Source organism: Variovorax paradoxus (assembly GCF_902712855.1).
Classification (GTDB): Bacteria; Pseudomonadota; Gammaproteobacteria; order Burkholderiales; family Burkholderiaceae_C; genus Variovorax; species Variovorax paradoxus_Q.
Map to the genome: position 1 here is coordinate 678073 of NZ_LR743508.1, position 26312 is coordinate 704384.

General features: G+C 66.9%; 25 protein-coding genes and 1 pseudogene. 11 read left to right on the top strand and 15 right to left on the bottom strand.

Annotated elements, in window-relative coordinates; genetic code table 11:
* Positions 1-133 precede the first annotated feature (133 nt).
* The 3 genes from AACL56_RS29690 to AACL56_RS29700 all read left to right on the top strand — a co-directional run bounded on the left by AACL56_RS29690 (position 134) and on the right by AACL56_RS29700 (position 2034).
* Complete coding sequence (locus tag AACL56_RS29690; protein ID WP_339093591.1) at positions 134-1015, top strand: LysR family transcriptional regulator; 882 nt, start codon at positions 134-136, stop codon at positions 1013-1015.
* Positions 1016-1173: 158 nt separating this feature from the next.
* Positions 1174-1569, top strand: a complete 396-nt coding sequence (locus tag AACL56_RS29695) for a hypothetical protein (protein ID WP_339093592.1) — start codon at positions 1174-1176, stop codon at positions 1567-1569.
* A 144-nt stretch (positions 1570-1713) separates the two neighbouring features.
* A complete protein-coding gene (locus AACL56_RS29700; protein ID WP_339093593.1) occupies positions 1714-2034 on the top strand; it encodes a hypothetical protein in 321 nt (106 codons plus the stop codon).
* Positions 2035-2067: 33 nt separating this feature from the next.
* Here AACL56_RS29700 and AACL56_RS29705 read toward each other — a convergent pair whose 3' ends face one another.
* Positions 2068-2514, bottom strand: a complete 447-nt coding sequence (locus AACL56_RS29705; protein WP_339093594.1) for a response regulator — start codon at positions 2512-2514, stop codon at positions 2068-2070.
* A 16-nt stretch (positions 2515-2530) separates the two neighbouring features.
* Positions 2531-3925: an RAD55 family ATPase gene (locus AACL56_RS29710; RefSeq protein ID WP_339093595.1), complete on the bottom strand. Its 1395-nt coding sequence runs from the start codon at positions 3923-3925 to the stop codon at positions 2531-2533.
* Positions 3926-4135: 210 nt separating this feature from the next.
* On the opposite strand from AACL56_RS29710, the pseudogene AACL56_RS34365 reads away from it, so the two are divergent.
* Positions 4136-4468: pseudogene (locus AACL56_RS34365) on the top strand (NAD(+)--rifampin ADP-ribosyltransferase); the annotation flags it as partial.
* Here the strand turns inward: AACL56_RS34365 and AACL56_RS29715 are convergent.
* Entirely contained in the window at positions 4359-5378 is a 1020-nt protein-coding gene (locus tag AACL56_RS29715) for an AraC family transcriptional regulator (protein ID WP_425337092.1), read from the bottom strand. The pseudogene AACL56_RS34365 and the gene AACL56_RS29715 overlap by 110 nt on opposite strands.
* Before the next feature lie 121 nt (positions 5379-5499).
* On the opposite strand from AACL56_RS29715, the gene AACL56_RS29720 reads away from it, so the two are divergent.
* Complete coding sequence (locus AACL56_RS29720) at positions 5500-6537, top strand: SDR family oxidoreductase (protein ID WP_339093597.1); 1038 nt, start codon at positions 5500-5502, stop codon at positions 6535-6537.
* A gap of 133 nt (positions 6538-6670) precedes the next feature.
* Here AACL56_RS29720 and AACL56_RS29725 read toward each other — a convergent pair whose 3' ends face one another.
* Together AACL56_RS29725 and AACL56_RS29730 are read right to left on the bottom strand one after the other, a co-directional pair.
* On the bottom strand, positions 6671-6997 hold the full coding sequence (locus tag AACL56_RS29725) for a hypothetical protein (RefSeq protein WP_339093598.1): 327 nt from the start codon (positions 6995-6997) through the stop codon (positions 6671-6673).
* 218 nt (positions 6998-7215) lie between these two features.
* Entirely contained in the window at positions 7216-8721 is a 1506-nt protein-coding gene (locus AACL56_RS29730) for a PLP-dependent aminotransferase family protein (RefSeq protein ID WP_339093599.1), read from the bottom strand.
* A gap of 119 nt (positions 8722-8840) precedes the next feature.
* Here AACL56_RS29730 and AACL56_RS29735 point away from each other — a divergent pair, with 119 nt between their 5' ends.
* Positions 8841-10109 carry a 4-aminobutyrate--2-oxoglutarate transaminase gene (locus AACL56_RS29735; RefSeq protein ID WP_339093600.1) on the top strand — a complete coding sequence of 423 codons (1269 nt, stop codon included), beginning with the start codon at positions 8841-8843 and terminating at the stop codon, positions 10107-10109.
* A 14-nt stretch (positions 10110-10123) separates the two neighbouring features.
* Complete coding sequence (locus AACL56_RS29740; protein WP_339093601.1) at positions 10124-11587, top strand: NAD-dependent succinate-semialdehyde dehydrogenase; 1464 nt, start codon at positions 10124-10126, stop codon at positions 11585-11587.
* Between the two features lie 18 nt (positions 11588-11605).
* On the opposite strand, the gene AACL56_RS29745 is transcribed toward AACL56_RS29740, so the two are convergent.
* From AACL56_RS29745 to AACL56_RS29755, 3 genes are all read right to left on the bottom strand, one after another.
* The gene (locus AACL56_RS29745; RefSeq protein WP_339093602.1) at positions 11606-12559 is read right to left on the bottom strand and encodes a phosphate acetyltransferase; all 954 of its coding nucleotides are present in this window, start codon (positions 12557-12559) and stop codon (positions 11606-11608) included.
* Positions 12560-12604: 45 nt separating this feature from the next.
* Positions 12605-13045, bottom strand: a complete 441-nt coding sequence (locus tag AACL56_RS29750; RefSeq protein ID WP_339093603.1) for a hypothetical protein — start codon at positions 13043-13045, stop codon at positions 12605-12607.
* A 256-nt stretch (positions 13046-13301) separates the two neighbouring features.
* A complete protein-coding gene (locus tag AACL56_RS29755) occupies positions 13302-13586 on the bottom strand; it encodes a ribbon-helix-helix protein, CopG family (protein WP_339093604.1) in 285 nt (94 codons plus the stop codon).
* A 135-nt stretch (positions 13587-13721) separates the two neighbouring features.
* On the opposite strand from AACL56_RS29755, the gene AACL56_RS29760 reads away from it, so the two are divergent.
* A complete protein-coding gene (locus tag AACL56_RS29760; protein ID WP_339093605.1) occupies positions 13722-13973 on the top strand; it encodes a hypothetical protein in 252 nt (83 codons plus the stop codon).
* Positions 13974-14554: 581 nt separating this feature from the next.
* Here AACL56_RS29760 and AACL56_RS29765 read toward each other — a convergent pair.
* The 4 genes from AACL56_RS29765 to AACL56_RS29780 all read right to left on the bottom strand — a co-directional run bounded on the left by AACL56_RS29765 (position 14555) and on the right by AACL56_RS29780 (position 19484).
* Positions 14555-15367, bottom strand: coding sequence for an ABC transporter permease (locus tag AACL56_RS29765; protein WP_339093606.1), 813 nt, complete (start codon positions 15365-15367; stop codon positions 14555-14557).
* Positions 15360-16121, bottom strand: coding sequence for an ABC transporter ATP-binding protein (locus AACL56_RS29770; protein ID WP_339093607.1), 762 nt, complete (start codon positions 16119-16121; stop codon positions 15360-15362). Before AACL56_RS29770 ends, AACL56_RS29765 begins: the two co-directional genes overlap by 8 nt.
* A gap of 67 nt (positions 16122-16188) precedes the next feature.
* Positions 16189-17283, bottom strand: a complete 1095-nt coding sequence (locus AACL56_RS29775) for an ABC transporter substrate-binding protein (protein ID WP_339093608.1) — start codon at positions 17281-17283, stop codon at positions 16189-16191.
* A 1445-nt stretch (positions 17284-18728) separates the two neighbouring features.
* Complete coding sequence (locus tag AACL56_RS29780) at positions 18729-19484, bottom strand: Crp/Fnr family transcriptional regulator (RefSeq protein ID WP_339093609.1); 756 nt, start codon at positions 19482-19484, stop codon at positions 18729-18731.
* Positions 19485-19663: 179 nt separating this feature from the next.
* Between AACL56_RS29780 and AACL56_RS29785 the strand changes: the two genes are divergently transcribed.
* The 3 genes from AACL56_RS29785 (at position 19664) to AACL56_RS29795 (ending at position 24026) form a co-directional block, all read left to right on the top strand.
* Positions 19664-22099, top strand: coding sequence for a catalase (locus AACL56_RS29785; protein WP_339093610.1), 2436 nt, complete (start codon positions 19664-19666; stop codon positions 22097-22099).
* Between the two features lie 187 nt (positions 22100-22286).
* The gene (locus AACL56_RS29790; protein ID WP_339093611.1) at positions 22287-22997 is read left to right on the top strand and encodes a glycosyltransferase; all 711 of its coding nucleotides are present in this window, start codon (positions 22287-22289) and stop codon (positions 22995-22997) included.
* Between the two features lie 801 nt (positions 22998-23798).
* The gene (locus AACL56_RS29795) at positions 23799-24026 is read left to right on the top strand and encodes a hypothetical protein (RefSeq protein WP_339093612.1); all 228 of its coding nucleotides are present in this window, start codon (positions 23799-23801) and stop codon (positions 24024-24026) included.
* Positions 24027-24675: 649 nt separating this feature from the next.
* Here the strand turns inward: AACL56_RS29795 and AACL56_RS29800 are convergent.
* From AACL56_RS29800 to AACL56_RS29810, 3 genes are all read right to left on the bottom strand, one after another.
* Positions 24676-25083, bottom strand: coding sequence for an Hsp20/alpha crystallin family protein (locus AACL56_RS29800; protein ID WP_339093613.1), 408 nt, complete (start codon positions 25081-25083; stop codon positions 24676-24678).
* Positions 25084-25111: 28 nt separating this feature from the next.
* Positions 25112-25549: an Hsp20/alpha crystallin family protein gene (locus AACL56_RS29805; RefSeq protein WP_339093614.1), complete on the bottom strand. Its 438-nt coding sequence runs from the start codon at positions 25547-25549 to the stop codon at positions 25112-25114.
* 112 nt (positions 25550-25661) lie between these two features.
* Positions 25662-25985, bottom strand: a complete 324-nt coding sequence (locus tag AACL56_RS29810; protein ID WP_339093615.1) for a hypothetical protein — start codon at positions 25983-25985, stop codon at positions 25662-25664.
* Positions 25986-26312 lie beyond the last annotated feature (327 nt).

A 26312-nucleotide genomic window follows, 5' to 3' on the forward strand; every position in this document is an offset into this window, starting at 1 on the left:
CTGCAGCAGCCGCTTGCCCGATGGCAGGGAAAACGACCGGTGCGCTGTATGGCAGCGGGAGTCTGCGTTTGATTGTGGCGGCCGCACGCGCGAAACTCGCACGAGCATTTCGAGGCCACCCTGAGGAAAATTCATGCAGAAGGCGCACCGCATTTCTCTCAACGCTGTCCGCGTGTTCGCCACCGTGGCGCGCACCGGAAGCCTGACGGCCGCAGGCGACGCCTTGTGCGTGACCTCCAGCGCGGTGAGCCATCAGCTCAGGAAGCTCGAGGACGAACTGGGTGTCGACCTGCTGCGCCGCGGCAGCAACACCATCTCACTCACCGACGCGGGACGGCGCTTCCATGAAGAGGTCGCCCCGGCCATCGCGCTCATCGAGCGATCGACGGACGCCTTGCGCCGCGACGAAACCGAAATCAGCGTGCAGGCATCGACCTCGTTCGCGGTGCGCTGGCTGATTCCTGGCCTGGACCGCTTTCGCGCGGTGTGCCCCGAGGCACGCGTGCGGGTGGAGACAGGCCCCGCGAGAGGCTTCCTTGTCGCGCCTTTCTGCGATGTCGGCATCCGCTACTTCCGGGACGACGAGGCCGCCGAAGGCTGGGCCATGCTGGCCTGCGACACGAGTCGCCCGGTGGTTGCGCCGCGCCTGCTGCCGCAGGGCCCCGACGTGCAGCGGATCGCCATTTCCGACTTGCCCGCGATCCAGCGTGCGGCCGGCAACCGGGACTGGGCACTCTGGGGAGAGCGCCATGACATCTCGCTGGCGGACCTCCGCTTCACGCATGCGTTCGACACGGACGATGCGGCGCTTCATGCCTGCGTTGCGGGGCTCGGCATGGTGCTCGCACCGCCCGTTCTCACCGCGAGGGAAATCCGCTCCGGCATCCTGGCCGTCCTGCCCGGATTCGAGCCCGTCAGCATCGGCAGCTATCGCTATCAGCGGCGATCGGAATCGCGCGTCGCGCGGCGCTTCTGCGAGTGGATGGAGGCCGAGATGCGAAGCCTGGCCGGATGAGCGATGCGGATCGCACCGGAAGCCGGCGCTTCATGCGGCACTCCGGCTGAATCGGCCCATCGAGGTTCATCGTCGTGAAGAACCTGCGCTCCCCCGACCGCACGATCCGATGACATCATGCGTTCGATGCAAACCCGATCAACGCGAGCCCGGAGCCCATGGTCTTGAGACAAGCGCTTTCCCTTCTTGCCATCCTGTCGGCCGTCGGCTGCAGCAGCCCCCAACAGGCCGACAGCTTCTTCGCACCGGACGGCGCCAGGACCATCGTCGAGGTCAAGTACCGGCTCGACGACGTGAACGAGCTTTCCGAATGCCTGTACAACGGCTTTTCCGGTGCGAGCGAGCGGGGCGCCCTGCCGCAGCAGTCGAGCCAGACGAGGCGCGGCTATGGCTTTCGGGTCGTCCTTTCGTACGGCGACCGGCCGTACCTGCGTGCCGAGGTGGGCGCCGACGGCGTGCTGACGGTTTCCCGTTCCAACTTCGCCGGCTTCTCGGGCTTCGCAGCCGGGACCGCCGCGGTCGACAGATGCAAGATGCGCTTCGCCCGCGAGTAGGCGCGCACGGCCGGCCGGCTCCGGGCTCTCGTGAGTCTTGCGCCCCGGCCATGTTCGCGGGAGGCTGCGCCTGCACGCGCCGCGACCAGAGGCCGGTGTGGTTGAAGCAGGATCGTTCGTGTTGTGCAAACCAGGAGGTTTTCGATGAAGTTGATGCCATCAAAATCCGCCCGTGCCTTGCCTGCGGCCGCCACGGGCGCCCATGCCGTGGGCACGGCTGCGCTGGGCTCCATCGTGGTTGGCGCTGCAGCGCTCGGGGCGCTGGCCGTCGGTGCGCTGGCGGTCGGCCGGCTCTTCGTGGGACGGGCCCGAATCCGCCGGCTGGAGATCGACGAACTGGTCGTGCGACGCGTCCGGATCATCGAGCAGCTCGTGCCGCCGCCGATGCCCGAGCTTGGCAACGCCGCCGATGACCGGGAGCCGGTTTCCGCGTCCGTGAAGACGGAGGCTGGAACGTCAAGGTAGCCGCGAGGCCGCTGCGCAGCGGCGGCCCGGCGTTCAGTCGCTGTGGCCTGGCAACCGGATGCCCCGCATGAGCTGCTTCATCGATGCCCCGATCGCCTCGCTGCTGGGCTGGGGCGGGCGTCCGTTCGTCACCAGCCGCTTGATCAGCGCCAGCAGCGGGTCGAGTTCGAATGGCTTGACCAGGAAGGCGTCGTAACCCTGAAAAGTTCGCCGCACGATTTCCTCGTCGGTGCCGCTCATGATCACGAAAGGGATCTGGCACAGCGCCGCGTCGCGGCGTACCGCTTGGCCGAGTTCGCCGCCGTTCATGACCGGCATCATGAAGTCGGAGAGGATCAGCGCGGGCGCTTCACCGGAAAGCATCTCGAGGGCGGCCCGGCCGTTGCCGGCCAGGGCCACGCGATAGCCTTCGGACTCCAGCAGGAGACGCACGATCTGCGCACTCCCGTGCTCGTCCTCGACAACCAGAATGAATTTCATCGGGACGGGCTTTCATTCAAGCGCTCGGAGACACGCTTGCATCCTGCAGGGACAGATCCACGTCCACCGATGCCTGGGAGGCCTGGCTGCCGCGGATCTTGATGATGGAAAGAATTCGCCCGGGCGGCCGGTCCGCGCCATGCGGCGCGGGAGACGCATCGAACGCAAACACGTTGTCGAACCATCCGACGACGCCTTCGGCCAGAGGGGAATCGGCTGCGGCAGCGAGAGCGGCAGGGTCGACAGTGAATAGCGACGTCACGCCTCGGGCCTTGAGTTCCAGCAGCAGGCGCCCGAGGAACCTGTAGCCACGCTCGGAAAACGCCAACGTGTCGGCAAGGCCGGCGAGCCCGTCCACGACGAGGCGGCGTATCTTCATCTCATCGACCAGGCGCAGCACTTTGTGTCCCATCTCGTCCATCGATTCATCCTCTTGACCCAGAGGCTCGACGACGAGCGCGCCGGAATCCATTGTGTGTGCGACCCCAAGACCCAGTTCCGCGCCGCCGCGCCGCAGGTCTCCCACGAGTTCGGTGCATGGCAGGAGCAATCCGGGTGCCTGCGTCGTCGAAGCTGCGGCGAACGCCAGCGCCAGGGTCGTCTTACCCGAGCCACTTTGCCCGGTCAACACCGAGGCGCTGCCCGCAAGGACCCCGCCAGCTCGTAGGACGCTGTCCAGTGCGGGCAGCCCGAAGGGAAGCGTGCCGGGCCCGAGCGTGCCGCTGGAGGCGGGCGGAGGCAGGCTTTCGAGGCGCGGAAAAAACTGGAGCCCGCGCGACGAAATGCAGAAGGTATGCCTGCCCCGGATGATCTGGCTGCCGCGAAACTTCCTGACCTGAATGCGGCGCTCCGCACGCCAGTGGAAGCCGTAGTCTTCGAACGAGAAGATGCCGTCGACCATCGTCTGCTCGGCGCTCAACGCATTGCCGTTGCCGCTCGTCAGGATGAGGCAGGTGCACGACAGCGCGCTGACCAGGCTCTGCAGTTCGTGCACGAACTGCCGCACGGAGTCGTCCGACATCGAGATGGGACCTCCGACAACGAGGCCGTCGATGACCAGCAATCCTGCACGATGGCGGATGAGCTCGCCCTGCAGCAGACCCACCACGGCCTTGAGGCCGCCCTGCTCGAACTCGCGATAGCCGCTGACATAGAACACCTGCGCGTTGACGTCCTGATGGTCGAAGAAGACCTGTCCCTCCATGTGCTGGAGCATGCGCGCGTGCGACTCGGCCAGCATGGTCACGTACAGCGTCCGCGTTTCCCGCCGCGCGAGCGTGTAGGCGATCTGGTTGGCCAGAGTGGTCTTGCCGACGCCGGGAGGGCCTTCGAAGATGTAGACGCCGCCCTCGAACAAGCCGCCGTTGAGGATGGTGTCGAGTCCTTCGACGTTGGTGCGCAGTCGTTTCATTCTTGTCATTACATTGGGCTGAAAGGCGAAGCACAGGCGCGACGCCTTCGGCGTAAGGGCCAGCGCGGCATTGTGCAACCTTTCCCCAGGGGATTCGCCTGCGGTGGCCCGCGATCGCAAGCGCTGCAGGAAGCGCATTGGCGCCGGCCAGCCCTCGGCCATGGAGACCGCCGCAGCCGCATGGACATCGTCTAAACCACGGGCGCGTACGAAGACGATCCCGACGTCATCGACAGGACGTTTCCGGGTGATCCCGCGCGCTCGTTCCGGCGCCGGAAGCTGCTGCGGATCGTCGGCGTACCGGACACCTCGCGGCGCTTCGATCCACAGTACATCCGCCAGCCCAGGGGACGCGTGCGCGTCGGCATCGAAGAGACCGTCAACTCAATCATGCCGTGCCGTGCCGTGCCCGCGCCGTCCGGCGAAAGCGCGCCTACCCGGCAATGCGGCCCGCGCTTCCCGCGGTGCGCGCCGGCCCCGCCGTCGCCCGTCCATGGGATGTCCGCAGTGCATGGCGATAGGCCGTGGGCGAACTCCCGGTGACACGCTTGAACGCGTTGCTGAAAGCGCTCTCCGATGCGTACCCCAGCGTCTGCGCCACCACGGCCACGGGCGTGGCCTCTTCGCCGAGCGTGCGTTCGGCCAGGCGCATGCGCCACTCGGTCAGGTAGGTCAGCGGCGCGACTCCGGCGGAGGCCTTGAAGTGAAGAGCGAAAGTGGTGCGCGACATCGCGCAGGCGCTTGCCAGATCCTCGAGGTGCCAGGCGCGCGCAGGATCGTCATGCATCAACCGGAGGGCCGGGGCGATGCGGGGGTCGCTCAACGCCCGCAGCCATCCGGCGGCAAGAGGTTCCGCGTTCTTCAGGTGTGCGCGCAGGATCTGCACGAACAGCAGCTGCGAGAGCTGCGCGGAGGCCACCTGCGCGCCCGGCTCCGCCCCGGCCCGCTCCTGCACGAGCTGGTCGAGCAGCCAGCGGAACACCGGGGCCTGCGGCGCGGCGGCGCGGATGTGGATCCACGGCGGAAGCGCGTTCAGCAGCAGCGGCCCGCTCACCGGGTCGAGCAGCACGTGGCCGCCGATGTGCGCGAACTCGCTGCCGTCGCCCAGTCGCGCCGACGACCGGCCGGCGCCCGAGAAGAGTTCCATGGCATCGACCGGCTCGACATCGGGGCCGCTCGACAGCACCGACCACCGGGGCGCCGACAGCAGCCCCACGTCGCCGGTGTCGAAGCGCACCGGCTCCGGCTCGCCTTCGAGCCGAACCCAGCAACCCCCGTGCACGACGGCAAAGAACTTGATCTTGTCGGGCGCCGGGAACCGGATCGCCCATTCGCCGCTGGCGGTGAAGCCGCCCGTCAGCAGGCTGCAGGCCTGCGTCAGGCGAAGGATGTCGGAGAACGGATCGGCACTCATTTCCGGACTATCGCGCAAGCAAGGCGGACTTTCAAGCATTCACAGTACGGCGCCTCGCTCATATCGTTGGGCCCGGTCCTGACAGCGGTCGTTATGCAGACGGCCAGCCGCCAGGTCGGGAAGTTCAACGCAGTTGGCGCAGGACGCCAGGGGAATACACATGAGTCAAGAGTTGGTGCTGGTCACCGGAGGCACTGGGTTCATCGCGCAGCATTGCATCCTTGCGCTGCTGAGCCAGGGCTACCAGGTCCGCACGACGGTGCGGTCGCTCGCCAGGGAGGCGGAGGTTCGCGACAACCTCGGGACTGGAGGCGCGCAACCGCGCGCGCGCCTGTCGTTCGTGGTCGCGGACCTGGGCTCGGATGCCGGCTGGGCAGAGGCCGCCGGCGGATGCCGCTACGTGATCCACGGCGCTTCGCCGACGCCCTCCGGCACGTACGCCACCGAAGAGGACTGGGTCCGTCCCGCGGTCGACGGCAACCTGCGCGTGCTGCGCGCGGCGCGCGATGCAGGGGTTGCGCGTGTGGTGCTCACTTCCGCATTCGGCGCGGTGGGCGTTGGCCACAAGCCCATGAACCGGCCCTTCAACGAGGATGACTGGAGCGACCTCACGGGCAACGTCGCGCCGTACCAGAAGTCGAAGACGCTGTCCGAGCGGGCCGCGTGGGAGTTCATCCGCAACGAAGGCCGCGGGCTCGAGCTGTCGGCGGTGAATCCGACGGCGGTTCTCGGGCCGGCGCTGGGCGCGGACTACTCCCACTCGATCCGGATCATCAAGGCCATGATGGACGGCCAGCCGGGCCTGCCGCGGATCAACTCGGGCTTCGTCGACGTGCGCGACGTGGCAGACCTGCACCTGCGCGCGATGGTCGATCCGGCCGGCAACGGCGAGCGCTTTCTCGCGATCGCGGGCGAAAGCATCTGGTTCGCCGAGGTGGCCCGGATCCTGCGCGCCCGCATGGGTGCGGCGGCAAGCAAGGTCGCTACACGCAGTCTGCCGGACTGGCTGGTTCGCCTGGGCGCGTGGCGGGACCCGAGGATGAAGGACATCGTGCCGATCCTCGGCGTGAACATGAACGCCACCAGCGCGAAGGCCAGGCGCCTGCTCGGCTGGAATCCGCGGCCGGCCGAGGAAGCGATCGTCGCGACCGCCGAGAGCCTGGTCAGGCTGAAGCTGCTGGCGCCGGACCCCTCATGAGTTTCGTGCGCGGCGCGGCAGGCTCATCCGGCAAGTCGAGGCATTCAGTTGAAGCAGTGCCTTCGGGATCGCCGTCATCCGCTCGAATGGCGGCGAACGTGACGGCTGGTTCGCGCGAGCCAGACGCGCCGGCTCAGATCTGCACAACGCCCAGGCGCAGCCAAGGCGGGAACTGCTGATCGAACTCCTGCGGCGCAATCGCGGACAGCCGCTCGCAGGCGCTGGCTGGCAAGCCCACGCTCACTTCGCGGTGCCAGATCACGAGGCCCAGAACGCGGCTCACCAGGATGCGCTCCTCGCGCGGCAACGGGTACGCCGAAACATGCACCGGCACTTCTTCCATGGCCACGCGGCGGCGGATTTCCGTGGCGACCCAACCCTGGCGACTGCGCTGGATCCGCGTGGAACGATGAAGCCACAGCGCCAAGTAGACCTCGCGCGCGACCAGCATCAGCAGCAAAGCCAGCAGAAATGTCGTTGCAGTCAACATTCAAAAGCCGAGGTAACTCGTTCCTGTGCAAAGAACAATTGCAGTGTAAGTATTCGCAACCATAGACCTGCATACCGTTGAGCGCAATAGTACGAATGCGGTAGTTCGAGCGCCTGTGGCCATAAAACAGCGCGCGGCGGCAAGAGGCTGCTGCTGGCGGCTGTCGCGTCCTTCAGGCCGGACCCGCATCAAGTCGCCCGGGCGCGCCGCAGGCACTCCAGCAGCACGCGAAATGCCGGTTCGATGTCGGCCTCCTGCACGCACGCGTAGCCCAGCAAGAGCCCGCGTTGCGCACCGCTGCGGCGGTAGTAGCGCGACAGCGGCCGGGTCAGCACGCCCTGTGCCTCGGCCGCGCGCGAGATCGCGACGTCGTCGCAGCCCGCAGGCAACTGCAGCACCAGGTGCAGCCCGGCGTTGCTGGCCTGCGGGTGCAGGTACGCCGGCCCGAGGTGCGTGGCGATCAGGCCCGCCAGCAGCGCGCGGCGCCGCGCATACAGCACGCGCATGCGGCGGATGTGCGCCGCGTAGTGGCCCTGGCCGATGAGCTCGGCCAGCGCCGCCTGCGTGATGGCGTGGCCCTCGCGGTACAGGTCGGCATGCGCCGTGCGGAAGGGCGCGGCCAGCGCGCGCGGCAGCACCATGTAGCCCACGCGCAGGCCCGGGAACAGCGTCTTGCTGAAGGTGCCGACATAGATCACCGGGCTGTCGGGCTCCAGCCCCTGCATCGAGGGAATCGGGCGGCCCGCGAAGCGGAATTCGCTGTCGTAGTCGTCCTCGAAGATCCAGCCGCCGCACGCGCGCGCGTGGTCGAGCAGCGCGCGGCGCCGCGCCAGGCTCATCACCGAGCCCAGCGGGTACTGGTGCGAGGGCGTCACGAAGATCAGCCGCGGCGGGGTGCCGCCGCGCGGCCAGCCGGCTTCGGGGCTGTCAGGGCTGTCGCTGCCGGTCTGCACCTTCAGCGCGCGCACGCGCGTGCCGTCCATCTGCAGCACCTTGTGGAAGCCCCAGTAGCCGGGCTCTTCCACCCACACCGTGTCGCGCGGGTCGGCCAGCATGCGCAGCGACAGGTCGATGGCCTGGTGCACGCCTTCGGTCACCAGCACCTGGTCGGCGTTGCAGCGCACCGCGCGCGCCACGCGCAGGTGCTCGGCGATGGCTTCGCGCAGCGCCGGGTGGCCGCCGCCGTGCGAGTAGGTGAGCAGCTCCGGCGTGGGCGCGCGCCACAGCCGCGACACGATGCGCCCGAAGCCGCGGTGCGGAAACTGCGTCACGTCGGGCACGCCGGGCATGAAGGCGCCCCACTGGCGCGGCGCGGCCGAGGCGTCGGCCACCAGCGCCTGCGCGCGCCTGGCGAGCCGCACCGTGCCGGGCACATCGGCGTCGGCGGCGCGCGCGCGGCCGGCGCTCAGCTGGCTCTCGGGCGTGGTCGCGGCCACGAAGGTGCCGCTGCCCACGCGCGAATGCACGTAGCCCTCGGCCTGAAGCTGCGCATAGGCGTGCAGCACGGTGTTGCGCGACATGGCGGTCTCGCGCGCCAGGTCGCGCGAGGCGGGCAGGGGGCTCGACGGCGGCAGGCTGCCGTCGAGGATGGCCTCGCGCAGGCAGTCGTAGAGCTGGCGGTTGAGCGCGGCGCCGGCCGCGTCGGCCCGGGGGGCGAGGCGCTGAAGCACCAGGTCGGCACAGATGGATTTCATGCGGGGATTTTCAATTGGCCCCATGCACATCGATAAAAGTGGATCTTTTCGATGGAGCCAATAGCCGATTCAATCAGATCTTTCGAACGACCTCCATCCCTTTTCTTACCGGACCTTCCATGACCACCAACAGCGAACTCAAGAACCGCCGCCTCGCCGCCACGCCGCGCGGTGTCGGCGTGATGTGCGACTTCCATGCCCAGCGCGCCGAGAACGCGAGCGTGTGGGATGTGGAAGGCCGCGAGTACATCGACTTCGCCGCCGGCATCGCGGTGCTCAACACCGGGCACCGCCATCCGAAACTGGTGGCCGCCATCCAGTCGCAGCTGGAGCGCTTCACGCACACGGCCTACCAGATCGTTCCCTACGAGAGCGCCATCGCGCTGGCCGAGCGGCTGAACGCGCTGGTGCCGATTTCGGGCCCGGTCAAGACGGCGTTCTTCACCACCGGCGCCGAGGCGCTGGAGAACGCGGTGAAGATCGCGCGCGCCCACACCGGCCGCGCCGGCGTGGTCACCTTCGGCGGCGGCTTCCACGGCCGCACGCTCATGACGCTGGCCATGACGGGCAAGGTCGCGCCCTACAAGCTCGGCTTCGGTCCGTTCCCGGCCGACGTGTTCCACGTGCCGTTCCCCAGCGCGCTGCACGGCGTGAGCGCGGCGGATTCGCTGGCTGCGCTGGCGCGCCTGTTCAAGACCGACATCGATCCGAAGCGCGTGGCGGCGATCGTCATCGAGCCGGTGCAGGGCGAGGGCGGCTTCAACGTCGCGCCCACCGAGCTGCTGAAGGGCCTGCGCGCGGTGTGCGACGAGCACGGCATCGTGCTGGTGGCCGACGAGGTGCAGACCGGCTTCGCGCGCACCGGCAAGCTGTTCTCCATGCAGCACCACGGCGTGGAACCCGACCTCGTCACCATGGCCAAGAGCCTTGCTGGCGGGATGCCGCTGTCGGCGGTGGCGGGCCGCGCGGCCATCATGGACGCCCCCGCGCCCGGCGGCCTGGGCGGCACCTACGCGGCCAACCCGCTGGCGGTGGCCTCGGCCCACGCGGTGCTCGACGTGATCGCCGAAGAGAAGCTGTGCGACCGCGCCGCCGAACTCGGCTCGCGCCTGGTCTCGCGGCTGCTCGACGCGAAGGAAGCGAACAAGGCCATCGCCGAGGTGCGCGCGCAAGGCTCCATGGTTGCCATCGAGCTGTGCGACCCCGCCACCGGCGCGCCCGACGCAGAGGCGGTGAAGCGCGTGCAGGCCAGGGCGCTGGAACAGGGCCTGCTGCTGCTGAGCTGCGGCATGTACGGCAACGTGATCCGCTTCCTGTACCCGATCACCATTCCCGACGCACTGTTCGAGCGCGCGCTGGGCATCGTCGCCGATGCGCTGAAGGCATGAACGGAGCGAACGCCATGACCGCCAGCGACCTGGGACTGAAGCGTCCCGACCTGCTCAAGCCCGCCTGTCTCATCGACGGCGAATGGACCGCCGCCGACAGCGGCGCCACGCTCGCCGTGACCGACCCGGCCACCGGCCGGCACATCGCCGACGTGCCCCGCATGGGCCGCGCCGAGACCGAGCGCGCCATTGCCGGCGCTGCCGCCGCGCTGCCTGCGTGGCGCGCACGCACCGCGCGCGAACGCGCCCAGGTGCTGCGCCGCTGGGCCGACCTGATGCTCGCGCACCAGGACGACCTGGGCCGCCTCATGACGCTCGAGCAGGGCAAGCCGCTGGCCGAAGCGCGCGGCGAGATCGCCTATGCCGCGTCGTTCATCGAATGGTTCGCCGAGGAAGCCAAGCGCATCGACGGCGAGGTGCTGCAGCCGCAGCGCGGCGGCCAGCGCATCGTGGTGCTCAAGCAGCCGATCGGCGTGTGCGCCGCCATCACGCCGTGGAACTTCCCGGCCGCGATGATCACGCGCAAGGTCGGCCCCGCGCTGGCTGCGGGCTGCACCATCGTCGTGAAGCCGGCGGAGCTCACACCGCTGAGCGCCTTCGCGCTCGGCGTGCTGGGGCTCGAGGCCGGCCTGCCGCCGGGCGTGCTGCAGATCGTGACAGGCGACGCGCCGGCCATCGGCGCCGCGCTGTGCGAGAGCGGCACCGTGCGCAAGCTCAGCTTCACCGGTTCCACCGGCGTGGGCCGCCTGCTCGCGCAGCAGTGCGCGCCGACCATCAAGAAGCTGTCGCTCGAACTCGGCGGCAACGCGCCGCTGATCGTGTTCGACGACGCCGACCTGGAGCGCGCGGTGGAAGGCATCATCGCTTCCAAGTTCCGCAACGCCGGCCAGACCTGCGTGTGCGCGAACCGCATCTACGTGCAGTCGGGCATCTACGACGCGCTGTCGCAGCGGCTCGTGCAGGCGGTGGAAGCGATGCGCGTGGGCAACGGGCTCGAGGCCGGCGTGGCGCAGGGGCCGCTGATCGACGCGCGTGCCGTGGCCAAGGTGCGCGAGCACATCGACGACGCGCTCACGCAGGGCGCGCAGCTGCGCACCGGCGGCAAGCCGCATGCGATGGGCGGCACTTTCTTCGAGCCGACGGTGCTCACCGGCGTCACGCAGCAGATGCGCGTGGCGCGCGAGGAGACCTTCGGGCCGCTCGCGCCGCTGTTCCGCTTCGAGACGGAAGAAGAAGCCATCGCCATGGCCAACGACACCGAGTTCGGACTCGCGGCCTACGTCTTCACCGAAGACCGCCGCCGCATCTGGCGCGTGGGCGAACAGCTGGAAACGGGCATGGTCGGCATCAACACCGGCCTGATCTCCAACGAGGTCGCGCCCTTTGGCGGCGTGAAGCAGTCGGGCCTGGGCCGCGAAGGCTCGCGCCACGGCATCGAGGACTACCTGGAGCTCAAGTACCTCTGCCTGCAGGACTGACGAAGCCGCAAGAAGCGTTCAGCCCACGGCCTTGATGAGCCGCTCGCGCCCCGCCTTCGCGAGCATCGAGGCCACCGCGCACGAGGCGAGCCGTGCCGATTCGGAATCGGCGCGGCTCGTGAGGATCACCGGTACCTTCGTGCCCAGCACGATGCCCGCGGCATAGGCGCCGCCCAGGAAGGTGAGGCTTTTCGCGAGCATGTTGCCCGCGTCCAGGTCGGGCACGATCAGCACGTTGGCGCGCCCCGCCACCGGCGACACGATGCCCTTGATGCGCGCGGCCTCGGGGTCGATGGCGTTGTCCATGGCCAGCGGGCCGTCGAGCTGCGCGCCCGTGATCTGCCCCCGGTCGGCCATCTTGCACAGCACGGCCGCATCGAGCGTGGAGGGCACCTTGGCGTTCACCGTCTCGGTGGCCGACAGCAGCGCCACGCGCACGGCCGGCATCTGCAGCGCATGCGCGAGGTCGATTGCGTTCTGCACGATGTCGACCTTCTCCTCGAGCGTGGGCGCGATGTTGATCGCCGCATCGGAGATGACCAGCGGCTGCGAATGGCCCGGCACGTCCATCACAAAGCAGTGGCTGATGCGCCGCGAGGTGCGCAGGCCGCCTTCGCGTCGCACCACCGCGCCCATGAGCTCGTCGGTGTGCAGGCTGCCCTTCATCAGCGCGTCGACCTCGCCGCGCAACGCCATCGCCACCGCCGCGTCGGCTGCCGCATGGCTGTGCGGCGCGTCGACGATGTCGAAGCCCGCGATGTCCGCACCGATGGATGCCGCAGCCGCCTCGATGCGCTCGCGCGGGCCGACCAGCACCGGCGCGACCAGCCCCAGCCGCACCGACGACAGCACGGCCTCCAGCGACACGTCGTTGACCGGATGCACCACCGCCACGCGAAGCGGCGGCAGCGCGCGCGCCGCGGCGATCAGACGGTCGTAGTGCGGATGGGCTGCGGGAGATGAAGACGCCATGCGGACTCCGTGAAAACGATCAATCAATTGTGGAAGGGCGTCGTGTCAGGACGCACGGATCAGCGGATGCCGCAGCACGCGCTCGCATACCGCGCGGCTGTCCGTCAGCTTCGCGTGCGCCTGCAGCCAGGCCTTCTCGTCGGGCGGCGGTGCCGTCTTCACGGCGGTGGCCTTGGCATGCGTGAGCCGCGCCACGTCCAATGCGCGCTGGAGCGCGTGCTTGCACGGGCGGTACTTCTCGGTGGCATCGGTTTCGGTGGGCCATTGCTCGACCTGCTTCGCCAGCGTCTTCGCGACGCTGTCGAAGGATTTCCGGTCTGCCATGGCCTTCAGGTCGGTCACCTGGCTGGCCAGGTCGTTGAGCATGTGCTGGGAAGCCTCGGCGAGTTCGCGCACCGACTCTTCGTCGGCGGCGAACGCGCTCTGGAAGCACGACATCGTCAGGACGGCTGCGCACAGCCATCGGGTCTTGCTCGGGAACTGCATGGCGACACAGCTTAGTCGATGCGGCATGGCGCACACACGCCGGTGACGTCGGCGAGGAGCGCCAATGATCAATTCTCGCTTCTCATCTCTGACCGGACGACCGATCGATGGACTGCGAGAAAGAGTTTGGATGGCTTCGAGAATTTACGCAACCCGGTCGGTGATGTCGTTGACCTCATGCGTTCCCAGGTGGTCGATGATGCGGTCGGGGTCATTCAAGATATCTGGCGCCAGTTCGATGCGAACCATGAACAGGTCAGGGAACTGACTTGCGCGCCGCGGGGCGGTGAGCCTTCTTGTCCGCCGCTCGATCCTGGAGACAGGGCTTGGCGTCGTCCCAGGCGACCGACTCGCCCGTGCGCCGCAGCGCTGCCCACCGCCTGTCGGCAAGCCGATGCAATTCCTCGTCCAACCCGCTGCGCTCGACCATCTCGGCAACCGCCTCTAGGATGAACGCGTGCGAAGACCTGCCCGACCTCGCGGCGGCGGCGGCGATGCGGGCTTTGAATTCATCCTCAAGGCGAATGGTCGTGGTCGACATGTGGGGCGGGCGTAGTGCGTACGGAGGAAAAATGGGAGTGCATCTGTCGCACGTCAGGCTTTCTGCTTTGGCGGTGGTGGGCGCGGGTTTAGTGCCGGCGTCGCACCGGCTTTTGTCGGCGACTTGCGTGCTGGCATGACGTTGCCCAAAACGCTTGACGCCCGTGAGATTCTTGTCGCCTTGATCACTCCCTTTGATGGGCGCAGCTCTGGAGCTGCGCTGTGCGGAAGCTTCAACATGAGCGTGTTCTCTGCGCCGATGGTGCTCGGGGGCGTGCGGACGCGGCCGGGCCACCTTTCGCTGGCGTGCATCGCTGTGCGGGAGCTGGACCACTCTGTGGTCGCTGGCAACCGGGCCGGGTCGATGGCTGATTGCGGTCTCGGCTGAAAAAGGCCTGCGGGTTTGTCGGCGCACTTTGATTTCCACTTTTTGGGTTTCGTCTGTTGGACGGTGGTTGCAGGCAGGTCGCACGCGAGGGCTGCCGCGGTCAATCAAGCTCGCTTGGCGTCGCAGCCCCATCAGTCCGGGCTTCGACTGCGGGAAATGGCCCCGTCGCCTCCTTTTGGCGGACTGCGCTGCTTGCTTCGGGCCAGATGGAGGGACAGTGTCGATCCGCGGCTGGAGCGTTCGTGTGCGATCGCATGCTCTCTGCGGTCTTCCGTCGGCGCCGCGGTGTGGAGAGTCGATGCACGACGGCGCTGGAGCGCCGGGGCGCGTGCCCGTGCAGGTTTTTCGTTGTGGGCGGGGACGACGATGCCGATTATTCGAGCGGCCACGGCGTGCGGCGGCGGAGGACGAGTTGGCGGTGCTTCGGGGGCGAGCGGCGGTGCGGTGCAGTCGGCGGGTCTAGATCGCAGGGTATCGGCACGATTGCGGCATCGTGAGGGAGGGCACTTGGCACGAAGGCATGGGCGGCCGGCGACCTTTCCTCCAAGCCAACCGGTCGACCGCCGTCTCTGCGGGTCGCCCTACCGCCAGTCAAGCCATCTGCGTTCGGCCCTCGTGATCGCGGCCGACAGCAGCAGGCCGATCAGGCTGAGGAGCGCAACGCCTGCGAGCAGGCGGTCGACCTGGTAAAGGTTGCCAGCCGCGAGGATGAACGCGCCAATGCCTTCGTTCGAGCCAATCATCTCCGCAGTGACCAGCAAAATGATGCCGATGGAGACAGACAGGCGGCATCCCGAAAGGATGCCTGGCAGCGCGGCGGGAAGGACCACCTTGCGCACGATGCTGGCGTTGTCCACCTCGAAGCTCTGCGCCATGCGGATCAGGTTCTTGGACACGTTGTCGACAGCACCATACGTGCTGATCACGGTCGGAAAGAAGACGCCGAACGCGATGATCATGATCTTTGACCACTCGCCGATGCCGAACCACACGATGAAGAGCGGCAGCAGTGCCACCTTAGGGATGGTGATGAGTGCGGAAACCAGCGGTACGCCGACCGAGCGCGCAGCCGAGTACAGGCCCAGCGCCAAGCCTGCCAGGATGCCTGCGCAGGCACCGCTCGACCACCCGATGCCCAGCCGGGTAAGAGAGGCGATCAGATGGTTCCAAAGCACACCGGCAAACAGCAGTTTCCAAAGAATCTGAAGGATCACCCAGGGACTGGGAAGAAAAACGGGGTCGACCCAGCCCAGGCTGCTCGCCGCCTGCCAGGCCAGCACGATCAGGGCAATGCCCGCTGTGGAGACAACCGGCAGCCGGCGGGGCGCGAAGCCGCCGCCCCGGAAGGGAACGGGCCGGCGGGCCGGTTCCAGAACGAGAGATGAATCAGACAAGTTCGCGCTCCGCTTCCAGTGCGTCTTCACGCAGGAGATGCCAGATGTGGGCCGACTGCGCCTGCAGTTCGGGGCCGTCCGACCGTCGCTCCAGCAGCGGCGTGTCGATCGTGATGAGCGCCTTGACGGCCCCCGGGCGCCGCGAGAGCACCATCACCGTGTGACCCAGCCGGATCGCCTCGACAAGATTGTGGGTGACGTACACCCCCGTGAAGCCTTCCTTAGCCGAAAGCTGCGCGATGTCGATAAGCAGCAGTTCCCGTGTCTGGGCATCCAGTGCGGACAGCGGCTCGTCCATGATCAGGACAGCGGGCCGAACCACCATCGCGCGCGCGATGCCGACGCGTTGTCGCATGCCGCCCGACAGTTGCTTGGGCAGTGCGTCCGCGAATGCGCTCAAGTTGGTGCGGTGCAACGCATCGTCAACCAAGTCGCAGCGTTGCGCCTTGGTCAGGCCTTTGCGTTCGAGCGGGAATTCCACGTTGCCGCGCACCGTGCGCCAGGGCAACAGCGCGAAGTCCTGGAAGACGAAGGTCAGGGGATTGATGCAGCCTGGCGGCGTCGAGCCCATCAACTGCACCTGGCCGGCGTCGGGTGACTCCAGCCCGCCGATGATGCGCAGCAGGGTGGACTTGCCCGATCCAGAGGGGCCGACGATCGCGAGGATCCTGCCACTCGGCACGCTGACCGAGATGTTCGAGAGCACGGTGAGGTCGCCGTAGCTGTGGGAGACGTTGTCGATATCGAGTCGCATCGCAGTTCAGTGGAGATGTGCGGCCATGCACTGCCGCATGGGAAGAGGTCTGAGGAAGGAGCAGGACTCAGCGGGAGAACGACAGGTCCATGATCTGGCCGGCTGCCACCGCGTCGTCGATGAAGCCGCGCGCGCGGTACCAGTTCACCTGGCGCTGGACATCGTCCGGGTCGAGTGGTGCACCCGCTTCCACGTAGTACGCGCCCTTGCCCACCAGGTCGGCCACGCGATCGCTGGCGGGTTCGCTCGGCAGAATGTGTTGCCCGATCATGAGCGCGACCTCCTTGCGCCGCGCACCCGAGCCGAAGAACGCGTCGTTGTACAGTGCCGCGCCGCGCCGGTACGCCTTCACGAAGCGCGCCACCGATGCCCTTTGTTCCTGCAGCACGCGCGCGGACGCGAAAAGGGCGCCGAAGCGGTAGTTGCCTGCATCCGCAACCTGTGCGATGGCCTTGGCCTCGTGGTTGGCCGTGAGTTCCGCGGCGGCCTGCGGTGAGACGATCGCGCCATCGACCTGGCCCGTCTTCAGGGCGGCAACCATGTTGGACATGCTTTGCAACGGACGCAACGTGATGCGCTGGATGTCGAAGCGCTCGGCATCGGCGAACAGGCCGAGTTCGTAGTGGAAGGAAGATCCAGTCTGGGTGATCGCGATGGAACGCCCCGGAAGATCCGCGGCCCGGCGCATGCCTCGCTCGTAGGCATTGTTCGACGCCATCAGCACGTCACCGGGGCGACCCTTGACGATCGCGGCCTGTCCCGCGATGACCTTGAGCGTTCCCTTGCCGGCGATGTTGAAGAAGCCTGCCGTCATGGCCGTCACGCCGAGGTCGACGTCGCCGGCGGTGACCGCCAGCGCGATCGGTTGCGCGGCGTCGAAGTAGCGGATCTGGACCGAGAGACCCTCGTCCTCGAAATAGCGCTCGTGCTGGGCCACGAACAGGGGGCCTGCCGATGCGAGCCTCAGCGCGCCCACTCTCAACAGCAGGGGCTCGGCCGCCGCGGCATGCTGCGGCGCGACGCTCGCAGTGGCAAGCACCCAGGCCAGCGCACCGAGCCGCGCATTCGTGCGCAGGCGCCAGGACCATCCAGACCAAAAGGAAGTGTCGGGCGAGCGATCGGTGAGCGCGCGTCCTGCGCGCCATGGATGGAGATGTGGCATGGGGTCCTTGTTGCGTGTCGGTGTCGCGTGTCGCAGCGAATCTGCATGCACGGTCGGCCTGCCTGGATGGGTCCCGCAAGGGAGAGGCCGGTGGCCAACGGGAACGAAATTTAGGACTCGTGCACTTGACGGGCAACCGTTGCACGCGGTGCAATCGCGGCGCCATCACCGTGGTCCCTGAATGGTGACCCGGACGCACATGGGCCCATCGGCCTTGCACGAACAGGTCGGCGCAGCAGCCGTTTCCCCCGACACCAAACCCATTCAACGCGAGCACAAGACCGGCTGCGGCGGGCGTCGTGTGGCCGTTGCTGTGGGTCGTATCGCGATGCTTGCCTCTCACAAAGCCAAACACGGTCCGGAACCGATGCATGGAGGCGCTCTCATGACGCCAGGTGCCGCGCGATGGGTGGCCTCAAAGCACGTCTTTCCAAGGCCTGCAGTTCTCGGCGAATGCACCTGACTGACAACGCCTGGCGGGTGAACAGCAAGGACATCCATTTCCGGGCGCGAGGCGCTGCGGTTGGCCGCGCATTCGGGGCAGTGAGGCCGAGGGATTCGAGGACGACAGTGAACGGATTCAAGCGTTCGGGCAGATGCACGACACCCGGGCCGAGTCGAGCGCCGCATCTGGGTCAGCGCACGTAGCAACGCTGTTCAGCGCCTGCAAGGTGCAGCGGCTGCCGTGCGGCGCTGAAAATTCCGGCGCGAGGCGAGAAGCCAATCATTTTTCGAGGCCGTCGGGTACAACCACGCGCGGTTGGGTCCATCACCGGCCCATGTCAGCCCGCTGCAGCCAGGGAAGAAAGGGCACTCCGATATCCCAACATGGCAGGGTAATTGGGGAGTTCAGAGGCAGGAAAAGTGCGGGAGCGGGGTCAGTCCTCATCGGGTCGCTCGAGCTCCGCGTACCCCAATGGCGTGATTCTCAGGACGGTACTTGTGCTCTTATCGTCGAATGGCTCCGACGGCACGATCGCCTCCAGCATCCCGGCAGCACGCAGAACGGAAACACTGCGCATATCCCCTGGTTGGCGAATCTCGATTGGAAGAGGCAAGTGCGCGATCTTGCGCAAGAAATCTCTGGCCATTCACTTCGTACCCGGAAAGAGCGCTCTCACCTTCGCAGATGCGCGGGGGGCCTGTGAGCAGGGACGAAGCCTTCGAATCGCCCTTGCACCGGAAACTCGCTCGGCACACAGCGTCCCCGATGATTGCGCGGACTTCAGAGAGCTCATGCCCCGGGGCCGGCACCTTCTGGCGCGCCGGGTCCCAGCCCAGCGTGTCGACGGGCTTCGTTCGCAGCGGCATGCAGGCTGTCTGCCGTTTGAGCGGCAGCGTCAGGTGTCATCGTCACCGCCACGCCATCCGGACCGTCCAGGACGACCACGCCATCGATCGCCGTGGCCACGCCGGCGTCTTCGCGCGGTCTGAGCGAGGACCTGTTATCGGTCATGAAAGTCTCCATTGTGTCCAACCGCCTGTGAGGCGACGTGGGGATTCAGATAGAGGTATCCGGGTTCGAACAACCCGGCTGTCACCAGCCCCTGGATGTCGAGGATCTGAACCTGCGATGAACGGAGTTGGCACAGTCCCATTTCCCGCAGATCGCGCAAGACGCGACTGACATGCACATTCGTCAAACTGCACACCTCGCCGATGTCCGACTGTGTCATCGGCAGCGTGAATCCGTGAGCGCGAACTTGGCCGACCGCCAGCAGTCGGGCATGGGTCTCGCAGAGGAAATGAGCGACCCGCTGCAGCGCCGTGAGGCTGGAAAGCCGATAGATCCACTGCCGATGCTGCGCGGCGTCGAGCATCGTGATGAACCAAAGGCGCTTGGCCAGTGCCGCATCGTCGACCAGGATCTTTTCCAACGATTCGTGCGTGAAAACCGCGACGCTCACGTCCGTCAGCGCGCCCACGTCGTGATCGAGTTGCTTCAAGGTGAAAGCGTGCAGGTCCACAAAGTCGCCGGGCACATGCACGGCCACCAAGTGTCGCTTGCCGTCGCGCGCGTCGACGTGTCGCGTCATGAAACCTTCCACAAGCAGCAAGCTCACCTGGATCGGCGTGTCCTGGCGAACCGCCGTTTCACCCGCGCGGAATGTCCGTACGTCAGCGATCGCTGTCTCCAGCCGGCCCCGTTCGGCGTCCGACAGTGGGGCGGCGCGGTTCAGAAGTACGGATCTGGTCAACATAGATGGGGCGAGGGCGCCATTGTGCGCCGTGTTTTTCGTTGCTGCATTAACCCAGATCAAGTTTGAACCTGAATTTGCAGCTCGCCGTGCAGAGGGATCGCGTCCTACAAAAAAACGCGTGCCACGGCTCGACCCTGCGAAGGGTTGGCTCTTTCTCTACCTCACGAAATACACCCATCATGGCCAAGAAACCCACTGCTTCACCCGTTGCAAGCGCAGCCGAGATCGACGCGGCGCGCGCCGCAGCCCGCAACACCGACAGCGGACCCGCGGGTCCGGCGCCCGCGGCCGCGGGCAAGGGCGATGCGCCTGCTCAGAAGGCCATCGACACGCAGGCGCTTGCCGCCGGCATGCCCGCCAACGTCAACAAGCCGCTCGAGCATGGCGAGTCCAATGCGGCGTCGACACCTGCAGGCGTGACGGTGGCGCCGCCGTCGCACCTGCCGGGCGTGAGCACGCTGTCCGAGGCCAATCGGTCGGACAAGACGGGCGGCCCCGCGGCCGAGGCGGTGAACGCGACCATCGGCACGCTCGACCGCGTGCGCGTCGACTCGACCGGCCAGGTGCTCACGACCAACCAGGGCGTGCACATCGCAGACAACCAGAACTCGCTGAAGGCAGGCGCGCGCGGCCCGGCCCTGCTTGAGGACTTCATCCTGCGCGAGAAGATCACGCACTTCGACCACGAGCGCATTCCCGAGCGCATCGTGCATGCGCGCGGCTCGGGCGCGCACGGCTTCTTCGAGGCCTACGAGCCGCTCACGCAATACACCAGGGCCGCTCCCTTCAAGGAGGCCGGCAAGGTCACGCCGGTGTTCGTGCGCTTCTCCACCGTGGCCGGCGAGCGCGGCTCCAAGGACACCGCGCGCGACGTGCGCGGCTTCGCGGTGAAGTTCTACACCGACGAAGGCAACTGGGACCTCGTGGGCAACAACATGCCGGTGTTCTTCATCCAGGACGCGATGAAGTTCCCCGACCTCGTGCACGCGGTGAAGCCCGAACCGCACCACCAGATGCCGCAGGCTGCGAGCGCGCACGACACCTTCTGGGACTTCGTCTCGCTGATGCCCGAGTCGACCCACATGCTCATGTGGCAGATGTCCGACCGCGCCATTCCGCGCAGCTACCGCATGATGCAGGGCTTCGGCGTGCACACCTTCCGGCTGGTGAACGAGGCTGGCGAGAGCTTCCTGGTCAAGTTCCACTGGCAGCCGAAGCTCGGCACGCATTCGCTGGTGTGGGAAGAGGCGGTGAAGATCTCGGGCGCCGACCCGGACTTCCACCGGCGCGACCTCTGGGAGGCGATCGAGGCCGGCGAGTACCCCGAGTGGGAGCTGGGCCTGCAGATCTTCACCGAGGAGCAGGCCGAGCAGTTCAGCTTCGACATCCTCGACGCGACCAAGATCGTTCCCGAGGAACTGGTGCCGGTGCAGATCGTGGGCCGCATGGTGCTCAACCGCAACCCCGACAACTTCTTTGCCGAGACCGAGCAGGTGGCGTTCTGCACCGCGCACATCGTCCCCGGCCTGGACTTCACCAACGACCCGCTGCTGGCCGGGCGCATCCACTCGTACGTGGACACGCAGATCAGCCGGCTCGGCGGCCCCAACTTCCACGAGCTGCCGATCAACGCGCCGATCGCGCAGGTGCACAACAACCAGCGCGACGGCATGCACCGCCAGGCGATCCATCGCGGCCGCGTGGCCTACGAGCCGAACTCGCTGGCCGGCGGCTGCCCGTTCCAGGCCGGTGCGGCACAGGGCTTCGCGAGCATCGCGCGGCGCCTGGACGCGAAGGAAAGCGCGGACAAGGTGCGCATCAAGCCCGAGAAATTTGCCGACCACTACACGCAGGCGAGGCTGTTCTTCCAGAGCCAGACCGAGGTGGAGCAGGCGCACATCGGCAACGCGTTCCGTTTCGAGCTGTCCAAGGTCACCGTGCCCGCGATCCGCGAGCGCGTGGTGGCGAGCCTGCTGAACGCGGTGCCCGAACTGGCGCAACGCCTCGCACAGGACCTCGGCATGCAGCTGCCGGCGCCGATGCCCAAGGCGCTCGAAACGCCGGCCGCGCCGGAGGTCGAGCAGTCGCCCGCGCTGTCGCTCATGGCACGTCCCGGCGACGGCGGCATCCGCACGCGCAAGGTGGCGGTGCTCGTGGCCAACGGTGTGGAAGGCGCGTCGCTGCAGAAGCTGGTGTCGGCGCTGGTGGCCGCCGGCGCGGTACCCCGGCTCGTCGGCGCGCGGCTGGGAACCTGCGCAGGTGCGGGCGGTGAGAAGTTCGCCGTCGACGCAACGATGGAGAACTCGCCCGGCTTCCTGTTCGACGCGCTGGTGCTGCCGGACGGCGTGCCCGCGGTCGAGGCACTCGACGCCGACGCACACACGCTCGAGTTCCTGCGCGACCAGTACTGGCATTGCAAGACCATCCTGGCGCTGGGCGCGTCCGATGCGCTCCTGGCAGAGGCGCGGATACCGCTCACGATGCCCGATGGCTCGGCCGACCCTGGCCTGATCCTCGCCGATGCTGCCGGTGCCGACGATGCGATCGAGTCGTTCATCGCGGCCATGGGCCAGCACCGTCACTTCGGGCGCGAGAACGATCCTCCCAAGGTCTGATGGACGGTACCTCCGCTGTATGGGACGAGACGGGAGAGGAGTCGTTGATGAAGCAAGGCGCTGGTCAAACGCAAGTGTCACCGATCAACTTTGAGCGGGCACGTGCCGTGAGCCAGGACATCGCCGTGCCGCACAGCCATGGTCTTCGCGACCCAACCCCAACAAGCTATGCGGAGGAGGGCATCGCATGATCGGCATCGTTATCCCGGCACACAACGAAGAGCAGTTGATCCGCAGCTGTCTCGCTGCGGTTCAACGCGCCGCGCAACATGTTGCATTGAGGGGCGAACGGGTGGAAACGGTTGTCGTGCTGGACGCCTGCACCGACGCAACTTGTGCAGCGGCCACTGCGGCCGGTGCGATGACGTTGACGCTTCAAGCGCGCAACGTGGGCATGGCCCGCGCGGCGGGCGCGCAGGCCATGCTGGCACGGGGCGCCCGATGGCTCGCCTTCACCGATGCGGATACGGTGGTCTCCGAGGGGTGGCTGGCCAGCCAGCTTGCGCTAGAGGCGGACGTGGTGTGCGGCACGGTCTGCGTTCATGACTGGTCGCCGCACGGCGCCAACGCCGAACTGCTGAAGGTGCATTTCAGTGAAACGTATTCTGATCACGACGATCATCGCCATGTGCACGGAGCGAACCTTGGTGTGTCTGCTGAGGCATACCGGGAAGTCGGCGGTTTCAGGCACCTTGTTTGCGGAGAAGACCAGGCGCTGGTCGCCGCACTGGTCGCTGCCGGTCGTGAGGTAGCTTGGAGTTCTTTGCCCCGGGTGGTGACGAGCGCGCGCGTCGACGCGCGGGCGCCAGGTGGATTCGCGGGCGCGCTGTTGAACGCCGTGGCGCAGCGCCTTGCCGAGGCGGCCGCCTCGCTGCCTACCGTGGTTGCTGCGACGTGACAGGCGCGCACCGCGTGTGACAGCGACGATCTCGCTCCCACCATCGCCGTGTGAGGCCGTGTCGCCGGCGCACAAATCCATGCCGCGCGACAAGGATCCGTCGCGGGGATTGCTGTCTGCCATCTGGTTCACTGCTGAGGACGCCAGGGCCTGGCAATGCATGAGCGCGCCGTTCGTCGGCGGGCCGTGACCTCTGCCATCCGTGGCAACGCCGGGTGGACGCGAGTCTCCGCGGCTACGCGCGACCGATGGCAGGTTCCGCTGCCCACGCGTTGGACAAAGTCTCCAATGCAGATCGTGGGCTCGAAGGGAGATTGACCGGCGGCGTGCGAGCTTCATCCGGTGGTCGCTTTCGAGCGGCCAACGCCTGAAGACGCGCGAGGCGCAAGCGCTCGCACCATTCGGAGGACAGCGTCGGATGGGAGGTCAACACAGCGACCACGCGGGCGCCCATGGCCTCCTCGAACATTTCGGCAGCGGAATTGGAGTGCATCATTAACGAGCGAGATTGGGGCAAGCCCGAGCCCACGTCACCCCGAGGGGTTCGGCAGCTGGCGACCAGCGAAGAAAAGTCGTCTTGGCAGCGGCCGGGCGGCGAGCAAGCAATCTAAGCGGCGATCGGCCCCGACGCTGTCGGACGAAACCGGTTGTATTCGCAACGAGTTGCCAGCGTGCCGTCGGCCGCCAAAGCGCAGAAGAGATGCTGTCAGCTGGAATCGCATTTTGAGGGTCACTGGCAGACCCGCATCGCGCCATCCTCGCTTGCCGTCACACGGTGCCGTCGGGCAACGGAAGGCCTGCATGTCAGATGGTCCTGGGAAGACCGCTCTTGATCGCAAGCTGATCGCGCTCGACGCGCTGCGCGCATGGACCACGAGCGTGGGCTGCGGCGAAGAGCAGCTTCTTGAGGCGGCGGCAGGGGGGCGACCCTTCCGCGAACCCGTGCTGGAAATCTTTCTGGAGCGCATTGATGTCCCGGACTCGCCGAATTTCGGCACGTCGACGAACCGGCTCCCAGGCGCCCTATGAGGTGCTGATGGAGGAGGACGGCGATGCCTCCCAGTGGCGTGGACTTGCCTCGGCCAACCGGGCCTAAGGCATCTGGCTTGATGCAATGAAGGCGGGCAACTTGGCATTTCTCGACGGCGTTGTCGATGAACGCGTCGGTCCTCGCCAGCCTGGCGAAAACGAAGATGCCGCACCGGTCGGCATTGCCCTCACATGAAGCGAACGACTCCCGATACCATCTCAGTGTGGCCGAGGTAGGCCTACAACCAGCTTCCTGCGCCGCGGGGCGGAAATGAGCTTGCTGCTGCACCGAGAGAAGGTCTTCGTGCGAAGAGGACAAGCTCCCGGCAAGTCAACTCGAAGGTGGCTGTGCGGCTCGTAGGAAGTCTCGACAGGCCATCGTTCGATGCGCTCCTGCAGGCCTTGACATCACGTCCATCTCCGCAGCCGCCGTGGCTGAGTGGCGTACCGCACGATGCTGGCACAGTCCATCAACTTCATGAGGATGTGGGATCGCTCCATTGCCTCAAGGCAACGTGCCCGAGCGCGACGCACGCCAGATGCCCGGGCGTCGCGGGAGGTCGGTCGGGGAACCATCCTGCGAAGCCATGGCACCGGTCGGCGACCGCACAGGCGGTGGCCAGGGCTTTGCCAGGCCACCGCCATGGTTTCAACCGGCCTTCACTTCAATCCGACGCGGCTGCGCATGCGCCGTCTTCGGGATCCGGAGCTTCAAAACCCCATGATCCAGCTCCGCCGTGACCTTTTCGGTGTCGAGTTCCTTGCTGAGCGTGAAAACACGCCGGAAGCGACCGAGCGCGACTTCGGTGTGGCTGATCTTCAAACCGTCAGGTACCTTCAAAGAGGACTCGGCCTCGATGGTCAATGTCGAAGCTTCGACGTGGAGGTTGAGTCCTTCACGGGTGACGCCGGGCAGGTCCGCGTACAGGGTGATGCCGCTGACGTTCTCGATGACATCGACCGGCGGCGTAAGCGCGGACACCTCGTACCGGTCGTTCTCCGAATTTCCGGCGTCCTGGCGAATCGAACGGTCGGCTGATTGGAGGTTGCTGTTCATGATCCTTCCTCTGCGTTGGTTGCTGCGTTCACTGCACGTTGATGCGGCGCGGTTGTGCGGCCGCGCGGCGCTGGACGGTGATGTGGAGAAGCCCATTGCTCAGCTTCGCCTCCACAGCGTCGGGATCGGCGTCGTCGGGCAGCGTCATGACGCGGCGAAAGGCGCCTTCGAACCGCTCGTTGATGTGGCGCATGGGCTTGTCTTCCCCGCGTGGCGTGATTGCTTTTCGCTCGCCAGCAAGGGTGAGCCGTCCCCGCGCGAGCGTGACCTCGATCGTTTCTGGGTCGACCCCAGGTGCAAACGCGTAGATTTCGAGCGCCCGATCGGTGCTGCCGACATTCAGGGCAGGGAAGCCCTCGCGAGGGATCCCCCGGATGCTGGGCGAGAGGTCGGCCGCCTGGCGCATATCGCGTTGCAGGCGATCGATTTCGGCGAAAAAGTCGCGGGGAAACAGGGAACGGTACATGGCAAACCTCCTGAGTGCAGGCGCGCCTCGGCCGACCGAGGCGGCACACGATTTTTGACGAACTGACAACTGAAGATCCGGGCAAGCGCGCGCCTAGCGGGGCGAAAAGACGCTACTGCATCGGTGCGGACTTGCGCGAGTACGCACGGGAGCGGGGCGCCTTGGGCCACGCCAGAGTCTTGATGCGAGGCATCCTGAAGCGCCATCGCGGTGACCGCGATGCGGGATAGTTGAATTTCGCCAATTCCTCCCGGCCCTTCTGGGTGACGGCGAGCACCTGGGCCACGTACGGCGAACCTGAGGACGCGTGAAGGGGTGAAGGCACCATGGCGACCACAAGGCCTGCGGCGCGAAGGACGCGAACCTGGTCGATGTCCTCGGTGCGATAGAACGTCAGGGGCAAGCGAGAGCCGGCAATTTGCTTGAGCAAGTTCATGGTCTTGTCGATACCCCCTTTGGCGGTGACCAGTTTCCGACGCTGAAGAGACTAGGTGCCGGCAGACGACTTTCAAGAGGGGTCCAACGAGCTTTTTTTTGAACAGGGTCGGATGGGAACCCATTGCTCGAATCGCGGGCTTGCGCGGGGCATCGGCCTGCCACGCGGCGGGCCCGGCCCGCAACGCGTTGTATACGCGGCGGGACAAACTTCGAAGGACCCCAACGAGTTTGAGCGTGACCGTCCCCCGCGCAATTGACAGAGGCGTCGACCGACCTTTGTGCGTCGCGATGATTGCGCCGCGCGGTCGATCGACCCCGCTGACTC

Excerpts from the sequence above, each read along its gene's own strand:
- AACL56_RS29690 (WP_339093591.1), top strand. The coding sequence starts at position 134 with ATGCAGAAGGCGCACCGCATTTCTCTCAACGCTGTCCGCGTGTTCGCC.
- AACL56_RS29695 (WP_339093592.1), top strand. The coding sequence starts at position 1,174 with ATGGTCTTGAGACAAGCGCTTTCCCTTCTTGCCATCCTGTCGGCCGTC.
- AACL56_RS29700 (WP_339093593.1), top strand. The coding sequence starts at position 1,714 with ATGAAGTTGATGCCATCAAAATCCGCCCGTGCCTTGCCTGCGGCCGCC.
- AACL56_RS29705 (WP_339093594.1), bottom strand. The coding sequence starts at position 2,514 with ATGAAATTCATTCTGGTTGTCGAGGACGAGCACGGGAGTGCGCAGATC.
- AACL56_RS29710 (WP_339093595.1), bottom strand. The coding sequence starts at position 3,925 with ATGAAACGACTGCGCACCAACGTCGAAGGACTCGACACCATCCTCAAC.
- AACL56_RS29715 (WP_425337092.1), bottom strand. The coding sequence starts at position 5,378 with ATGCTTGAAAGTCCGCCTTGCTTGCGCGATAGTCCGGAAATGAGTGCC.
- AACL56_RS29720 (WP_339093597.1), top strand. The coding sequence starts at position 5,500 with ATGAGTCAAGAGTTGGTGCTGGTCACCGGAGGCACTGGGTTCATCGCG.
- AACL56_RS29730 (WP_339093599.1), bottom strand. The coding sequence starts at position 8,721 with ATGAAATCCATCTGTGCCGACCTGGTGCTTCAGCGCCTCGCCCCCCGG.
- AACL56_RS29735 (WP_339093600.1), top strand. The coding sequence starts at position 8,841 with ATGACCACCAACAGCGAACTCAAGAACCGCCGCCTCGCCGCCACGCCG.
- AACL56_RS29740 (WP_339093601.1), top strand. The coding sequence starts at position 10,124 with ATGACCGCCAGCGACCTGGGACTGAAGCGTCCCGACCTGCTCAAGCCC.
- AACL56_RS29745 (WP_339093602.1), bottom strand. The coding sequence starts at position 12,559 with ATGGCGTCTTCATCTCCCGCAGCCCATCCGCACTACGACCGTCTGATC.
- AACL56_RS29750 (WP_339093603.1), bottom strand. The coding sequence starts at position 13,045 with ATGCAGTTCCCGAGCAAGACCCGATGGCTGTGCGCAGCCGTCCTGACG.
- AACL56_RS29755 (WP_339093604.1), bottom strand. The coding sequence starts at position 13,586 with ATGTCGACCACGACCATTCGCCTTGAGGATGAATTCAAAGCCCGCATC.
- AACL56_RS29760 (WP_339093605.1), top strand. The coding sequence starts at position 13,722 with ATGACGTTGCCCAAAACGCTTGACGCCCGTGAGATTCTTGTCGCCTTG.
- AACL56_RS29770 (WP_339093607.1), bottom strand. The coding sequence starts at position 16,121 with ATGCGACTCGATATCGACAACGTCTCCCACAGCTACGGCGACCTCACC.
- AACL56_RS29775 (WP_339093608.1), bottom strand. The coding sequence starts at position 17,283 with ATGCCACATCTCCATCCATGGCGCGCAGGACGCGCGCTCACCGATCGC.
- AACL56_RS29780 (WP_339093609.1), bottom strand. The coding sequence starts at position 19,484 with ATGTTGACCAGATCCGTACTTCTGAACCGCGCCGCCCCACTGTCGGAC.
- AACL56_RS29785 (WP_339093610.1), top strand. The coding sequence starts at position 19,664 with ATGGCCAAGAAACCCACTGCTTCACCCGTTGCAAGCGCAGCCGAGATC.
- AACL56_RS29790 (WP_339093611.1), top strand. The coding sequence starts at position 22,287 with ATGATCGGCATCGTTATCCCGGCACACAACGAAGAGCAGTTGATCCGC.
- AACL56_RS29795 (WP_339093612.1), top strand. The coding sequence starts at position 23,799 with ATGTCAGATGGTCCTGGGAAGACCGCTCTTGATCGCAAGCTGATCGCG.
- AACL56_RS29800 (WP_339093613.1), bottom strand. The coding sequence starts at position 25,083 with ATGAACAGCAACCTCCAATCAGCCGACCGTTCGATTCGCCAGGACGCC.
- AACL56_RS29805 (WP_339093614.1), bottom strand. The coding sequence starts at position 25,549 with ATGTACCGTTCCCTGTTTCCCCGCGACTTTTTCGCCGAAATCGATCGC.
- AACL56_RS29810 (WP_339093615.1), bottom strand. The coding sequence starts at position 25,985 with ATGAACTTGCTCAAGCAAATTGCCGGCTCTCGCTTGCCCCTGACGTTC.